The sequence below is a fragment of the Streptomyces sp. NPDC091377 genome (assembly GCF_044757045.1).
In the GTDB taxonomy this organism is placed as follows: Bacteria; Actinomycetota; Actinomycetes; order Streptomycetales; family Streptomycetaceae; genus Streptomyces.
This window is the reverse complement of the sequence record NZ_JBIVUE010000023.1, coordinates 37,653-51,847: the sequence shown is the minus strand read 5'-3', so window position 1 is coordinate 51,847 and position 14,195 is coordinate 37,653. Positions and strand designations below refer to the sequence as shown.

13 protein-coding genes and 1 pseudogene are annotated in these 14,195 nt (G+C 71.3%); 5 read left to right on the top strand and 9 right to left on the bottom strand.

The genetic code is table 11. From position 1 onward, the window contains the following. Complete coding sequence (locus tag ACIQNG_RS33970) at positions 1 to 1,467, bottom strand: hypothetical protein (protein ID WP_401490466.1); 1,467 nt, start codon at positions 1,465 to 1,467, stop codon at positions 1 to 3. Positions 1,468 to 1,681: 214 nt separating this feature from the next. On the opposite strand from ACIQNG_RS33970, the gene ACIQNG_RS33965 reads away from it, so the two are divergent. Beyond that, positions 1,682 to 2,395 (top strand): hypothetical protein, encoded by a 714-nt coding sequence (locus tag ACIQNG_RS33965; RefSeq protein ID WP_401490464.1) that lies wholly within the window; start codon positions 1,682 to 1,684, stop codon positions 2,393 to 2,395. A 163-nt stretch (positions 2,396 to 2,558) separates the two neighbouring features. Here ACIQNG_RS33965 and ACIQNG_RS33960 read toward each other — a convergent pair whose 3' ends face one another. The 8 genes from ACIQNG_RS33960 to ACIQNG_RS33925 all read right to left on the bottom strand — a co-directional run bounded on the left by ACIQNG_RS33960 (position 2,559) and on the right by ACIQNG_RS33925 (position 11,675). Next, positions 2,559 to 3,218 (bottom strand): hypothetical protein, encoded by a 660-nt coding sequence (locus ACIQNG_RS33960; RefSeq protein WP_401490462.1) that lies wholly within the window; start codon positions 3,216 to 3,218, stop codon positions 2,559 to 2,561. A 65-nt stretch (positions 3,219 to 3,283) separates the two neighbouring features. Then, a complete protein-coding gene (locus ACIQNG_RS33955; RefSeq protein ID WP_401490460.1) occupies positions 3,284 to 5,251 on the bottom strand; it encodes an ABC transporter ATP-binding protein in 1,968 nt (655 codons plus the stop codon). A gap of 56 nt (positions 5,252 to 5,307) precedes the next feature. Next, entirely contained in the window at positions 5,308 to 5,979 is a 672-nt protein-coding gene (locus tag ACIQNG_RS33950; protein ID WP_401490458.1) for a lasso peptide biosynthesis B2 protein, read from the bottom strand. Next, complete coding sequence (locus tag ACIQNG_RS33945) at positions 5,976 to 7,775, bottom strand: asparagine synthase-related protein (protein ID WP_401490457.1); 1,800 nt, start codon at positions 7,773 to 7,775, stop codon at positions 5,976 to 5,978. The genes ACIQNG_RS33950 and ACIQNG_RS33945 overlap by 4 nt, the downstream gene beginning before the upstream one ends. A 215-nt stretch (positions 7,776 to 7,990) precedes the next feature. Continuing rightward, the gene (locus ACIQNG_RS33940; protein WP_391788656.1) at positions 7,991 to 8,125 is read right to left on the bottom strand and encodes a hypothetical protein; all 135 of its coding nucleotides are present in this window, start codon (positions 8,123 to 8,125) and stop codon (positions 7,991 to 7,993) included. 186 nt (positions 8,126 to 8,311) lie between these two features. After that, the gene (locus tag ACIQNG_RS33935) at positions 8,312 to 9,514 is read right to left on the bottom strand and encodes a M20 family metallopeptidase (RefSeq protein ID WP_401490455.1); all 1,203 of its coding nucleotides are present in this window, start codon (positions 9,512 to 9,514) and stop codon (positions 8,312 to 8,314) included. Beyond that, positions 9,511 to 10,311, bottom strand: a complete 801-nt coding sequence (locus ACIQNG_RS33930) for an XRE family transcriptional regulator (RefSeq protein WP_401490453.1) — start codon at positions 10,309 to 10,311, stop codon at positions 9,511 to 9,513. Before ACIQNG_RS33930 ends, ACIQNG_RS33935 begins: the two co-directional genes overlap by 4 nt. A gap of 758 nt (positions 10,312 to 11,069) precedes the next feature. Then, the gene (locus tag ACIQNG_RS33925) at positions 11,070 to 11,675 is read right to left on the bottom strand and encodes a hypothetical protein (protein WP_401490451.1); all 606 of its coding nucleotides are present in this window, start codon (positions 11,673 to 11,675) and stop codon (positions 11,070 to 11,072) included. A 99-nt stretch (positions 11,676 to 11,774) separates the two neighbouring features. On the opposite strand from ACIQNG_RS33925, the gene ACIQNG_RS33920 reads away from it, so the two are divergent. The 4 genes and pseudogenes from ACIQNG_RS33920 (at position 11,775) to ACIQNG_RS33905 (ending at position 14,183) form a co-directional block, all read left to right on the top strand. After that, positions 11,775 to 12,026 (top strand): hypothetical protein, encoded by a 252-nt coding sequence (locus ACIQNG_RS33920; protein ID WP_401490449.1) that lies wholly within the window; start codon positions 11,775 to 11,777, stop codon positions 12,024 to 12,026. A 206-nt stretch (positions 12,027 to 12,232) separates the two neighbouring features. Then, on the top strand, positions 12,233 to 12,862 hold the full coding sequence (locus ACIQNG_RS33915; RefSeq protein ID WP_401490447.1) for a hypothetical protein: 630 nt from the start codon (positions 12,233 to 12,235) through the stop codon (positions 12,860 to 12,862). A 435-nt stretch (positions 12,863 to 13,297) separates the two neighbouring features. Next, the gene (locus ACIQNG_RS33910) at positions 13,298 to 13,510 is read left to right on the top strand and encodes a hypothetical protein (RefSeq protein ID WP_388863093.1); all 213 of its coding nucleotides are present in this window, start codon (positions 13,298 to 13,300) and stop codon (positions 13,508 to 13,510) included. Then, positions 13,510 to 14,183, top strand: a pseudogene (locus ACIQNG_RS33905) (restriction endonuclease). Before ACIQNG_RS33910 ends, ACIQNG_RS33905 begins: the two are co-directional and overlap by 1 nt. Positions 14,184 to 14,195: the final 12 nt, after the last annotated feature.

Genomic DNA, 14,195 nt, shown 5'->3' with positions numbered 1-14,195 from the left:
TCAGCGGGCTGTGGTGCGGGCGGCGTGGGCGCGGGCGGCCGGCTGGAGGTGGAGGGCGGGGTGGAGGGCGGCGGTGTTCGCGTCCCGCCAGAGTCTCGGGATCGGGCCGCCCCGGCTGGTGGCGTGGACTCCGGCCTCATGGAAGAGCCGGTTGGCCGCGTCGTTGAGGAGACGGGCCGCGGTGGCGCAGTCGAGACGGCAGCGGACGGTCAGCTCGCCGTCCGGCCGGGGGTTCTGGTCGGCGGTGGCGGCCGCGCGGTGCAGGAGAAGGTGGGCTGCGTCGGTCTGCCCGGCGGACAGGGCGACGGCCAGGTCGGTGTCCCGCGCGGATCCGGCGGACGCTGCGGGGCGCCCGCGGGCGGCGTCCGTCCACGCCGTCAGGAGCGCCTGGACCGCGCCGAGGAGCGGCGCGGCGAAGAAGAGGCCGCTGACGGCCTCGTGCGCGGGGCCCGTGGTGGGGCTCAGCAGGCTCGCGCGGGGGAAGGAGCGGTCGGCCGGGACGTGTGCCGAGCGGATGGTGAGGGTGTGGCTGCCGGTGGCGCGCAGCCCGGCCGCGTCCCACGTCGCTTCGATGGTCCAGGCCGTACGCGGGACGAGGAGGAACCGCATCTCCCGTTCACCCTCCCGGGTGGTGACGGTGGTGCACAGCAGGGCCCACTGGGCGTGTTCGGCGCCGCTGACGAACGGCCACCGGCCGCTGAGGGTCCAGCCGCCGCCTGCCGTCGCTGTGGTGGTTCCGGAGGGCTGGAGGGTTCCGGCGATCATCACATCGGGTCCGGACTCCCACAGGGTGTCCTGGGCGCTGGGCGGTAGGTGGGCGGCCGCGCGGTTCATGGAGGTCATCACGGCCGCGCACCAGCCGGCCGACGGGTCGGCCCGGGAGAGGCCGGTGAGCGCGGACAGGCACGTGGCGAACGTCCCTGCGCCTCCGCCGTGCTGTGCGGGGACGCAGCCTGTGGAGGAGAAGCAGAAGGGAGCCTCGATCATGTGCAGGTGCTGCTGGTAGACGGCGTCCCATTCCGCCGCGTCGTACGGATGGATGATCACGGGCTCTTCGGCGGCCGTGCCTTCGGGAGCGGTCGTGATGTAGGGGAAGCGATGGCGGCCGGCAACCGCCCTCGGGTCCGTTCGCGGTGCGAAGGCCACCGACGGGTTCACCCACAAGCGGGCGATGCCGTCCACGTCTCCGTCCAGCGCCAGGAACTCGTGCTCGACCAGCCAGGCGACCACCGCGCGCAGACGGGCGACCGGCACACCCAGTTCATCGGCCCAGTGGACGAACTCGAACGGGACCGGTCCGCTGCCCTTGAGCCGACCGGACAGGATGCCCAGCACGTCCCGGCAGGTGCCGTCGTTGCGCGGAGGCTTCCTGCCGTCTGCCGGCCGGGCCTGCACGCGGTGCAGGAAGCCGGCCGCCATTCCCGCCGGTCCTGTGATGACGCCGAAGTCGCACGTGCAGCTGCTCACGTACAGCACAACGTCCAGCCCCCCGTGAACAGCTCCCCGCGGTGCGCAGACTCACCCGAACAGGCCCTTTGTGCCGCTTGTAGGGCCTCGCCAGCCTACCGGCGCCTTCTCGCACGGACGCCTGCCAGTCCGTGGCTACGCTGGGCGGGTGACTTCTTGAGCTGCTCCCAGGCGCTCCTTCAGCGAGATGCCGTGTGACCCCGGCCGTATCCAGTTGACGTACGAGCTGGAGGCGTCGCTGGACAACAGCGATCGTGAGGACACCCTGGAGAAGTGGAGGGTGGTTGCCCACCTGGGCGAGGACTTCGGTCTGGAGAGCATCCCTCCGTGTGATCGGTGCATCGAGCGGTGGAACCGGACCGAGGAGACGGGCGGTTATGTCGATGAGGACGACGGCTGCGTCCATCGCCTGCGGGTCGGGGTGCTAGAGCTGGTCAAGATCCGCTGGGGCGGCTCGCAGAACCCGTTCTGGGCCATGGAGGAAGAGTCCCAGAACCTCTACGAGATCGCCAAGACCGTCTACAACGACGAGCACAACGGTTTCACAGAAGAGTTCGAGCAGATCGCCGAGTTCGGCGGCGAGGACTTGCTCGTGCTGGACAAGGCAGAACTCGAGGCTGCGTGGCGCGGATTCAACCTCGCGCCGATGATCGCCGCGGACAGCTTCCGCCGTCTTGCCGGTGGCTGCGGGGCGGTCATGGTGCACCCCAGCCCGATCGACGCGACGGGCATGAGCAAGGACGAATGGGCTCGCGCTCGTGACCGGCTGCGCGAGACCTGGGCGCAGCTCGGGTTCGTGCCCTACGGCGAAACCCCTTACATGATCTTCGCGACCTGCTGGGCCGATCCGGAAGAGAAGCAGTACGCCCTCCGCCAGCAGGCTCAGGAGCTCAGCAAGCAGTGGCGAGCAGGGAAGGTCCTCCGCTGACCCGGTTGGGTCCTCCGCTGATCGGGCTCTCACCTCAGCAAACGAACGCCGACTCCGCTGCGCTTAGCCATCGGCGTCCTCGTCGCCACCCTGGTCGAAGGGCATGCGGCTCACTAATGATGGGTGGCCGGCTCGCGATACCAGCTGGCTCCGCTGCCGCCGCTCACCCCCGCACAACGCGTTGCTCTACGTCGCCCTTGGCACGGATCTTCCTGATGAGCTCGGCGTCGGCGCGCATGACTCCGGGGACCCTGGTATCGGCTTCGGTCTGGCCGTGCTCCTCACCGCACGGACACACGCTCCATCCGTCAGTCTCGATATGAGCCGCGACCTGCTCGATGATGTCGGCGGCTTCGTCGAGCAGGCCGATAGGAAGTCCCGCACTGTCGCTCGCCGAGTCCGCTCCGATCGCGAGGCCGATCTCGAAGGTCAGGTCCGTGGCGTGCTGCACGGTACGGGAATCGCCGTTGCTGGAGGCGTACTTGACTGCCTGCGCCAAGGCCATGAGCGGACGGGAACAGACCCACCGGGGCATGAAGACCGTCCGGTCGTCGACGCGTACCGGCCGTACGCCGTGGACAGCGTGAGCGCCGTCGGTGTCCACCGCACTGGCCTTGGCGATCTGGTCCGCCACGGCGGAGGGTTCGATGTAGCGCAGTGCTGAGCGGGGCTGGATTCCGAGCCGGTCGGCGACCATGGTGACGTTGTGGGCGAGGACGTTGGTCACCGCTACGGAGACGACGTCCAGCCCTCGGGTGAGGAGTTCGGCCTCGGTCTGCGTCGCGAGGGCCTTGAACGCCTTGGTGTTCCTGATGTCTGCCACGCAGGCCAGCATAGAGCCCTGACCGGAGGGCTCTCGCCGGACGGTGGGGCCGCCCCGCTGCGGGCTCACGCGTGGGGCTGGCCGGCGTAGGTCTGCGCCTGCGTGCGCCACAGGGTGGCGTACTCGCCATCGGCAGCGAGGAGCGAGTCGTGGGTGCCCTCCTCCAGAAGGCGTCCGCCGTCCAGGACGATGATGCGGTCGGCAGCGCGGGTGGAACCGAGGCGGTGGGTGATCAGGATGACCGTGCGCTGCTCGCTCAGCGCGCGGATGCGGTCGTAGACGGCTTCCTCCGCTCGGGGGTCGAGGGCGGAGGTCGGCTCGTCGCAGATCAGGACGGGTGCGTCCGTGCGGTGGAAGGCTCGGGCGCCGGCCAGGCGCTGCCATTGCCCGCCGGACAGGTCGCGTCCGCCCCACTGGGAGGGGGCGAGGTTGGTGTCGAGACCGTCGGGCAGGCAGGCGATGACGTCGTCGGCTCCGGAGGCGCGGGCCGCGACCATCACGGTCTCGTCGTCACCATCGCCCTGGCCGAGGGTGATGTTCTCGCGAGCGGACACCTGCCAGCGGGCGATGTCCTGGGGCAGCAGCGCGAGGCGGGACCAGACTTGTTCCGGGTCGGCTGTGGCCAGGTCCACGTCGTCCCAGGTGACGGTGCCAGTGGTGGGGGTGTAGAGGCCGGCGAGGAGCTTGGCGAGGGTGGACTTGCCCGCGCCATTCGCGCCCACGATCGCCAGGACCTCGCCGCGGCGCACGGTAACGCTGATGTTCTCGAGGACGGGAAGTTCGCTGCCGGGGTAGCGGAAGGTGATGTTGTGCGCGGCGATGGCGGCCGGACGGTCGGGCACGGGGACGGGCGTGGTGGGGAGCTGGGCGCGGTGTTCTGCGTCGGTGAGGAAGGTGGCCCAGTCGCCGAGGTAGAGGCCGGTCTTGTAGGTGGAGTTGATGCCGGTGACCAGTTGACCCAGGAGCAGGCGGCAGGTCTGGACGGCGATGAACGCGGTGCCCGCCGCGGCCGCCGGGATGTGGCCGCCGAGCACGAGCGCGAGCAGGGCGCCGTAGACGAGGAGGGCGGCTCCTCCGGCCATCGTGTCGCCGAGGAGCTGGTAGCGGGCGGTAGCGCGGCCGATGAGGGCGGCGTGTGCGGTGAGCCGGTCGGTGACGGCTGTGAACTGCCCGAGGAGCCAGTTGCGCATGGTGTTGGCCCGCACGTCGAGGGCGGTGGCGCGGCCGGCGGTGCAGTAGATGAGGTTGTGGCGCAGACGGCGGTCGGAGAGGGTGTGCCGCTCGGCGAGGTGGGCGGCGCGTGCGCCGCGGACGGCGGCCGCGCCACGCGGGACCACCGCGAGCAGCAGGAGCGGGAGCAGGAGCGGGTGGAGGGCGGTGAGGATGCCTGCGGCGGCGAGCAGGCCGAGGAGGGCCGCGGTCAGGGCGGTGAGCGCGTCGATCATCAAGTGGGCGTCCTTGGAGGCCCGGTTGGCGGCTTCGCTGTGGTCGCACCAGGCCGGGTCGTCGTAGACGGCGAGAGGGACGCGGGTGGCGGCGTTCAGGTAGCGCAGTTCGGCGATCGCGTCCACACGTGGTCCGATGCGGGCGGTGACGGCCAGAGTGGCGGCGGCGACCAGGGAGCGGCCGACGGCGGCGCCGGTGATCAGGGCGAGCGAGGGCAGCGCCGTCTGGATACGCTCGGCGGTCGGTCCGGTGGCGAGCAGGGGTTGGAGGGCGCCGCGGGTGGCGTAGAGGCCGATCGCGGTGATGGCGCCGGTGGCCAGCTGCAGGAGGGCGGTGAGCAGGACGGCGCGCCGGTCGGCGTCCCAGGCCAGGCGGAGCGCGGTCGCGGCCAGGGCGGGAAGACGCCTGGCGATGGTGGTGAAGTCGTCGGCGAGGGCGTTGTCGTGTCGCTCGGCACTGACCGTGTACTGCGGGATGGGCTCCCCGCCGGTGGGGCGGCGGCGCGGCCACGGCAGTCGAAGCCGTCGCCCCGGTGCGGGGGTCGTGAGGGTCTCGCGGGTGGCGCTGCGGTGCGCGGTGTCTGTCACATCCTGGGCAACGCCTCACCCATACGGGTGGTTGTGGTGGCGAAGGGTGGCGAATTTCAGTTCGAGCGTTCCACCTGGAGAGCGGGGACGTAGGGCCAGACGCGGTCGGTCTCGTCCTGCCCGATGATGGCGGTGCCGGCTTCGATCCAGGCGTGGGCCCCTTGGGGGGTGAAGCGGGCTCCGATCACCCAGCGCACACGGTGCCCGGTGAGGGCAGCCGCGAAGTGCGCGGCCAGGGATTCCTCCAGGCAGGCGGCGCGGCCGGGCCAGAGACGGGCGGCCCGGCGTACGGCGGCGAGGGCGGTCTCTGCCTCGTGGGGCAGGGCAGCGCGGCCCGGCAGGAGGCGCAGCAGGACAAGCGCCACGAACAGTGCGGTGTGCCCGGCCAGTTGCTGGGGTGCGCTGACGGGGGCGGGGGTGGCGAACCGGACCTCGGTGCGCTCGGATTGTGCGGTCGGGGACTCGCGGTGGAGGAGGCCGGCGCGTTCGAGGTCGTCGGCGAGGGCGGTGAGGTCGGTGCGGACCTGGGCTTGGTCGGCGCCCCTGCTGCGCCAGTAGGCGGTGAGGTCGTCGATGGCCGTGGCCGGGGTCGCGCCGTTGGTGATCGTCTGCCACAGGCGGGCGCCGATCGGATCGAGGAAGCGCCACTTGCCGCGTCCGGTGCGGATGTCCATCAGGGCGATGCCGTCCGGGCTGAGCGCCGCGTAGACGCCGGTTCGCGCGCTCATCGCGTGACCTCCTGTGTGTGGGCGGTGGTCGTCTCCCACCATGTGGTGCGGGCGGTAGGCAGCGCGGCAAGCCACAGCTCGGTGACGATCAGGGCGTGCAGCGCTGCCAGCGGCGCGGGTTCACCGCGTGCGGCGCTGTCGAGGGAGGCCAGTGCCTTCGCGCCGTCGAGCAGGTCGGCCTGGGCGAGGAGGGAGCGGTCGAGGATGCGGCGCAGGGCGGGGGCGTTGGTGCGCAGTCCGGCGAACAGGCTGCTGGTGAAGGCGGTCTTGGTGCGCCGGTGCAGCAGGTAGTCGGGGACGTGGCCGGTGAAGGCGGCGCGGGCCAGGGGCTTGAAGTCGCCGGGTTGGGTGCGTGCGTAGCCGGGGATCGCGTGGCAGGCGTCCACGACGAGGTTGTCCAGGAGTGGGGCATGGACGGGCAGGCGCCACTGCTGGCGGCTGATCTGGTCGAAGGTGGCGTGGCCGTCGCCCATCAGTTCCAGGGCGAGCCGCTCGTGGAGGGCGCCGGGGGCGGTCTGCGGGCGGGCGCTCTGGGCGCGGGCGGTGACCAGGTCAGCGACCTGGGCCCGGCCTGCGCGGGTGAGCCAGGCCGTGGCGGCGCCGCTCCCGCACCAGGTGAGCATCTGCGCAGCCGTCGTACCGGGGCCTCGCTGGACGGTGCGGTCGCCGCCGGCGTCGATCGTCTCCGCCAGAGCGGCGAGGGCCTGGGGGTAGGTGGTGCTCTGCGTGCGGGCTGCCTGCTCGAACACTGGCCACAGTGCGGCGCGGCGTGTGCGGGCGAACGCCGCGATGCGGCGCAGCGCCTCCATACGGTGCCCGGCCCGGTACTGGTCGATGGCCATGGTCGGGACCGCGTCCAGGACATCGTCGCCGCCGCGGCCCGTTAGGTGTGCACGGGATCCGTGAGCGGTGGCCGGGGCGAGCTGCGCCGCCTTGATGGCCAGCAGGCCGAGCGTGAACGAGGGAGTGTCGGTGAACGGCAGACCGGCCGGGTTCTCCAGGCCGTCGAAGTGCCGCACGCCGGCCCGGGCGCCGTGGATCGTCGTATGGGTGATTTGCGGGTGGTCGTGGGCGATGCGCTTGGCGTAGCGCATGTCGTCCTGCCCGCCCATGCGCGCGTCGGTGTAGGTGACGGCCAGCAGCGGCCCGCAGGCGGCGGCCAGGCTGGTGACGGTGCCGCTGTCGACGCCACCGGAGAGATCCGAGGAGATCGGGCCAGAACTGGCGGCCCGCCGACTGACAGCGGCGGTGATGGTCTCGCGCACCGCCTTGGCGCCTTCCTCGAAGGACGTCTCGGCCGTGAGAGCCGGTACGGCTTCGGTTCGCGGCTGCCGGCGGGGCGCCAGAACGAGGACGTGGCCGGGCGGGACGCGGCGCACCGCGTGGAAGTGGCTGTCGGCGGCCAGGACGTCGACGCCCCGCACCATGAACGAGCCCAGCAAGACCGCCGGGTTGGGCTCGGCCTCGGCGAACGCGGCCAGCGGGGCGGCCGCCGTCGCCCACAGCACACCCTCGCGGACCTCGATCCAGTACACGGTCACCGTCCCCGCCCGGTCACCGGCGATACGCAGCCCGGCACGGTCCCGCACCACGGTGAGGCAGGAGCCGGGTAGCCGCATCGCCGCCGCCCATCCTCCGCCCTCGGCGTCCGCGCGTGCCGCGGAGAGCTCCTCGCGTGTGGCCAGACAGCAGCCGATCGCCAGCACCTCAGCCTGGCTGCCGCGGCCCGAGCAGCGGCGGACCTCACCCGGTGCGAACCCAGTCGTCCAAACGCGCATCGAGCCGTCGTCGAACACGCCCTGCGCTCCCCGGGGGCGCCAGTCGTTCCCGGCCCAACTACCCCGCCCCGTATCGAATGTCCCGGCAATGAACCGCATGCACGCCATCCCGATCCGCTGATCCCCGTACTGGTCTGCTGCCGCTGCTCACCGAACGAGCGCCCGGCCCGGCGGCCATCGGCCGCCGCCCCGAGCGCTCGCTCACCCGCTCACGCCCCGCTGGGGGCGCCGCGTCACTGCCAGTACTGGGTGTCGTCCGCGTTGTTGTTGCCCGCGGAGCCGAGGGTGGCGCCGGTGACGGTGCCCAGCTCGCTCAGCACCGGCGCGGTGTAGGTCTCGGTCTCGGCGGTCGTGGCGGTGGTGTCCATGGAGTACCTCCGGTAGTCGTCTCGCTTCGGATGCCCGCCGGCCGGACGGGGAGTCTGTGTCTCCCGTACGGCCTCTCGGACTCCTCTATGACACCGCGCGCCAACCCCGCTCGACAGAGCAGAAGTTGGGGACTTCGTAGGACCCGGCCTGGAACGGAACTGGTATTCGACTGGGAGGTGCCGAGGTCAGCGAGCGTCCAGGAGTTCGAGGACGGCGCGGTGGTAGACCGCGTACACCTGCGGGAGCTCGGCGAGGCTGGCGCGCTCGTCGATCCCGTGCAGGCCCTCGTAGGGGACGCCGAATCCTGCGGTCGCCGGGATTCCTCCGGCTTGTCCGGCCAGCAGGTTGCCGATGTTGGACGGGCCGGCGGTCTTAGCCCGCACCGTGATGCCAAGGGAGGCCGCGGAATTCATCAGCGCGGCGGCGGGCTGCTCGTGCGGCTGCAACTGGAAGGGAGGCCAGCTGGCGATGGGTGTGACGCGGGTCGGGGTAGGACCGGGCAGTTCGGCGTCGAGCTCGGCGGCGGCCTTGCGGACCAGCGTCTCGGCGTCGTGGGCGTCGAAGGCCGGGGTCGTGCGCACGTCGACGTTCAGGTCGCACCGGTCCGCTGCCACGGAGAAGCCTTCGCCGCCGTGGATGGCGGTGACCGACAGCTTCGGCGGCAGCCCGAACACCGCGTCCGCCGCCGGAGGGCCGGGCAGGTCGGCGGTGTCCAGGAGCTGGACCAGGCGCGCAGCGCGGGAGACGGCGCCCAGAACGCTTCGGCTGGAGCCGGAGTGCCCGGAGTCTGCGGACACCGTGAGGGTCGCGCGCCACAGGCCCCGGCCGCCGACGACGACGTCGTCCATGCCGGGGTAGCCGATCATCACGCCGGCCGGGATGGCGGCCTCCGGGTCGGCGAGGTAGGCGCGGGCTCCGCCGAAGCCGCCGGTGTGTTCGTCGACGTCCAAAAGGACCGCCAGACCTCCGCGCAGCGTTGTGGCGTGGGGCAGCAGGTCGGCGGCGATGTGGCAGAACACGGAGGCGGCGAGCTTAGAGTCGGCGGCACCCCGACCCCGCAGAAACCCGTCGGCGATGTCTCCGGCCGTCGGCGGGAACGTCCACGCTTCCTCGTCGCCGAAGGAGGCGGTGTCCACGCAGGCGTCCAGGGTCCACCACGGGCCCGGCCGGCCGCCGGCGATCTCGACCAGCAGTCCGACCAGTTGGCCCCTCTCATCGTGCAAGCGCCGGTGAGGCAGAGTGTTCCTGGTCAGCCAGTCCTCCAGGAAGGTGAGGACCGGTGCGTAGTCGTCGATTCCCCCGCGGCTGGGCCTGCGGATCAGCTCCTGGGCCAGCTCGATCACGGACGCCGACCGCGTAGCGGCGTGGGCCACCAAGTCCTTCTTCACGCTTCTCCCTGTTCCGGCGTTGCGCCGTGCCGCACTGGCAGCGCGCGAACGGCCTCCAACGTCTCCACCGGCCATGCGGACGCGCACGCCTCCCGCCCATGCTGCACCAGTCCTACCGCCGCCTCGCGACCCAATAAGACTCCGCAGTCGAACCCTTCGGCCCCGTGGAAACTCGGCAGCGGCACCACGGCCGCACTCTCCGACGCCACGAAGTAGCGTTCCATCGCCTCCAGCGGCTCAACGAGCCCGATGTGGAGCGTCTTAACGCCGTTACGGCGTTCGCCGGGGTCGCGCAGCTCCAGCAGCCGCACCAGATGCTCGGACAACCCGCGGTGACGCGGCGGCCCATACAGAACCCGGTAGTGCACCAGATCGGGCTGCTGCGCCACGGCCGTCTCGATCGCCGCCAGGTACGCCTTCTCCCGACTGCGGGATCCCGTGACCACCAGGTGTTCACGCGCGCCGGCCACGACCTCGACCATGGCCTCCACGAGATCGGTATACCGCGTAAGCACCCGCACGACCACGTCGGTGCCGGTGGCCTCCAGAGCACTCGCGGTATCGCGCCCGTCCTGGTGGGCGAAGAGCACCTCGGAGCGTTCCCGGTAGAGCTGACTCAACCCCCGGCGGTTCCTCACCCCCGTGCGCTTGCGTCCCGACTCCCACGCGCTCAGCAGGCTCGCGTCCGTCGCACCACCGGTGATCTCGTTCAGCTGGTCAACCGCCTCCTCCTGCGTCAGGTTCTGAGCCAGCCGAGCTCGCTTGAGTGCCGAGTCCGTACTTGCCGCTCCGGTCACGGTTCCCCCAGATTCTTCGTCGGACGGCGGAGCAGCACCGCCGACACTTGGCCAGGTGCGCGCGTGTCGGGCTGGGGCCTAAGTCGTTCCCCGCGTCGCGGCTCTCGCCGCGGCGCGTTGCGCCCGCTTGCCGGCCTCAACCTTCTCCCGGGATGCCACGACCAGGAGAAGCCGCTCGTCGTGGCCACCGACACGGCGTAGCCGCTGACCGCCGTCCGGTGCACCGTCGAAGCACTCCATACCCGCCCTGGCTTCGCACGTGGGGCAGTTGCGCTTGAACCAATGGCTCCGGACAACCCGCGTCTGGAGCGTACCGAGCTTGACGCCGCTGGTGAGCCGCTCCCGGGAACCGTCTGATTCCGCTGCTGGCCGCCGCTCGCTAAGCCGTCCCAGCCCTGCACCGTGCCCCCATGCCGATCCGCCTCATCGGTGACCGATGCTGCCATCCCGCCCCGCCCGACAACAGTCCTCCTCTCCGCGCTGACCGGGGTCGCGGATCCCCGCACGCCGTGGCCAACGCCTCGGCCTCGATTCTCGCCTGCACAGCCCGGCCATCGGCATCCGAGGCGAGGTAGCGCAAGCCTTCGTCGCCCAGCGCGTCCACCAGCGGGTGCAGCGCCTGCGCGCGGCGCTCGAGGTAGCGAAGCCGCTCGTCGAGGGGGAGAACGAGATAGTTCTCGGCGTCACCGAGTGTGGCCTCCGCACGAGCACCGCGTCGGCCGGGCATCCGGCGGTCTTGCCGATTCTCTCCAGTGCGGTCACAGCGTCGGTCCGGCCGCCGCCAAACGCTCCAGCTCGGGCAGCCCGTTCCCGCAGCAGTCCCCGCACACCAGGCGTCGGCGCGCCGGCTCGACGGGCAGGTTGTAGGCGAGCCGCCGCTCTGCGCCGCGTGCACGCAGGTCGAAGCGGCACTCGGCGCACAGCAGCCCCATCGCCTCGGCTTGTTTGACGCTCCAGGCCGGCCACTCGGCCGCGAAGGAGGACAGCACCAGCATGGCCATCCCGCTCGGACGTGGCTCGCAGTACGTGAAGGTGAAGCCGGGTGTCTCGGCCGGGAGCTCGTCGATGGGCTGCTGGAGCGAAGGTACCCAGCGCACCAGCTTGGCGAACGCGACGCGGACCTCCTGCCCCTTGCGGCGACGCGCCTCGCGCGCCCGCGGCGGACGGAAGGCGACGACAACCTCGTGGGGCACCTTCAAGACGTCCAGGTCCTGTGACAGCTCAGCGGCGGACGCCTTCCATTCCCCGGCGTTGCACTCGCGCCACATCGCCAGCCCGCCGCCGGTCAACACGCTGGACGTGCGCACGACCCCGACGAGGCGGCGCTGGGCCGCACGCTCGGCTTCCGTCACCAGCTGAGCCATCCCGCTCCAACCCTTCCATCGCCGGGGAACGCGCAGGTGCACCCACCCACACCGCGCTCAACGACACCGTGCCCCCGGCGGTTGCTCCCTACGTCCCGGATGGCGCCCTCTCGGCCGCAGCCCTCGCAGGGTTCGGTCGACAGCTCGGCCTTCGCCGACCAGGACCTGACCGACGCGCACGTACAGCACACCGTGGACCTGCTCCTGGACCGCTCCCGCGTCCTGGCGGATCAGGTCGCCGCCGGACACACCGGCGTCGTCGGCCTGGGCCTACCAACTCGCCGAGGGCGGCTCCCGGATGGTCACCTCCCACGGCGTCTCCGCTACGGCAGCCTCCACCGTGCAGACTAGTTGATCACCGCCCGGATGGATGGTGCTGCGGTGGCCTTCCGCCCTACTGGCGCCTCCCCTGAATCGCGCGTAAACCAGCATCGAGAAGGGCCACTTGGTGCCTTTTCGGCCAGCTGATCCATACCGGCACGAAGGCGGCCCTGGCGCCGGTTAGCGTGATCGAAATGGCTCCGCCGCCGCGTCCCAACCAGGGGAGGACCGCCCGCATGAGCAGGCACGCCACCGCCTACGTGCACAGTCTCGGGATCGCCGATGAGACCGCCCGCCGGGTTCTGGTCCTTCTGGCCGAACGCACCCACGCACCCGGCGACCCGCACCGTCCAGAAGACGTCCCCGAAGTCATGGGCCTGCACCTTCAGGACTCCGACATCCCCGCCCTCGCAGCCCAGGCCGGGGTCGATCCCGATGCGTTCCGCCAGCAACTGCGCGGGCTCAAGAGCCACGTGAAGATGGACATCCTCGAGCACCCCGACGGGCTCTGGGAGATCGTCTACGGCCCCTCCTACACCAGGGCCCCGAAGCCGCGACCGGCGACGCCTGACCTGACACGAGGCGGGCCGCACCCGTTCTGGCTGCCGGGCTGGGAGGAGTACAGCACCTGGGGCTACGAGCAGGGTCCCGGCGGACACCAGCACCTGTACGCGCCGCTCATCCTCAACCAGGACGGCGCCAATGCGGAGCCTCGGATCTGGATCACCCCGCCGCGGCACACGGCAACAAGCGTCGACGAGCTCGCCGAAGCAATCGCCGAGGCCCTCGTGCCGTACGGGCCAGTCCCTCCGCCGGCCGCCGAGGTCAAGAGGTGGCTGACCTCGCCGCCCCCGTCATCCTGGTAGCCCGGGCCCTACGCCCGGGATTCGGTTGGGCCTGTTCGCGCGCAACGGCGCACTTCAGAAAGCCCACACCAAGGGACGGCACCGGCGCACAACAGCAACACGCGCGCTCCTGCTGCTTTTCGCCATTCACCATTGCGGGACCGTCGAAGGTCGTCTCTGCCGTTCTTCGCAGGTGAGAGACACCCATGCGGTGAACCCCGCGGGGCACGGTCGGCGGGGCGACGGTGGCCGCACAGCTGCCGGCCGCCGATCCATCGAGGTCAGCAACTCCTGGCTTCCGACCTGTTGGACGGCCGGCAGATGGGAGGCGCCTGGCTTGATGACGGCCTGTCCAGGCTCCGTCTCGTGACGGGCCGACAGGTTCTGTCAGTGCCCGCTGCTACACCAATTTGAGGGACGGGTCGTGACCGCGGCTCGCCGACGGGAGGGGACGTCATGTCGAAGGTACCGGACGGGTTCCACTACGTGCGCGGACACATCCGCCGCAATCCGAAGCCGGGCAGGGCGAAGCGGATGAGCGGCTGGCTGATCGCCGGCATCGTGGCCGGCATCTGGTTATGGGGGCAGGTGGTCGGGTTCGGCGAGGTGGCCACCACGACGCCTCCCGCGCAGCCGCAGCCGGCCGTCTCCTCTCCGGCCGCCCGCTGATGGGACGCAAACGGATGCGCTTTCGACGTCCGCGCGGCGCGGCCGAGGTCCTGTCGGCGGGTGTCGTGGCGCTGGCCGTCTTGGTCCTGGCCGTCCGTACGGCTGCCGGGGCTGTCCAGGCGCTGGAGGACGCCTGGCCGTTGCTGCTGGCTCTCGCCCTGCTGGCGGGGGCCGTTACGGCCTGGCGACTTGCGCGAGCCATACAGGCGCGGCGCGGTGACGCCGAGCGGCTGGCCACGCTGCGGATCACCCTGTCCGAGTTCGACGCCATGGACGACCGACAGTTCGAGTACGCGTTGCGGGACCTACTGGTCCGCGACGGCTGGCCGGCACGCCGCGTGGGGGCGGCGGCGATCAGGCGGCCGACGTCATCGGTGACCACACGCAGCGCGGCCGGATCGTCGTGCAGGCCAAGCACACCCGCGTCGGCGGGAAGGTGGGCTCCTCGGTCATGTACGCGATGAAAGGGACGGCCGGCCCGGCCCACCGAGCCGACCACGCCGTCGTCGTCACCAATGGCACCTTCACCCGTGACGCCATGGCCTGGGGCGACCGGCACAGCGTCTTGTGGGTCGACCGGGACAAGCTCCGGTGCTGGGCGGAGAACGGCACCGCGCTGCACGAACTCCTCGGGCTGTCCGTCCGCCGCAGCCGGTTCAAGCGTGCTGCCTGACAGCCACTTGCT

Coding starts and splice junctions, on each gene's coding strand:
- ACIQNG_RS33950 (WP_401490458.1), bottom strand. CDS start 5,979: ATGAGCGCGCGAACCGGCGTCTACGCGGCGCTCAGCCCGGACGGCATC.
- ACIQNG_RS33940 (WP_391788656.1), bottom strand. CDS start 8,125: ATGGACACCACCGCCACGACCGCCGAGACCGAGACCTACACCGCGCCG.
- ACIQNG_RS33925 (WP_401490451.1), bottom strand. CDS start 11,675: ATGGCTCAGCTGGTGACGGAAGCCGAGCGTGCGGCCCAGCGCCGCCTC.
- ACIQNG_RS33920 (WP_401490449.1), top strand. CDS start 11,775: ATGGCGCCCTCTCGGCCGCAGCCCTCGCAGGGTTCGGTCGACAGCTCG.
- ACIQNG_RS33915 (WP_401490447.1), top strand. CDS start 12,233: ATGAGCAGGCACGCCACCGCCTACGTGCACAGTCTCGGGATCGCCGAT.
- ACIQNG_RS33910 (WP_388863093.1), top strand. CDS start 13,298: ATGTCGAAGGTACCGGACGGGTTCCACTACGTGCGCGGACACATCCGC.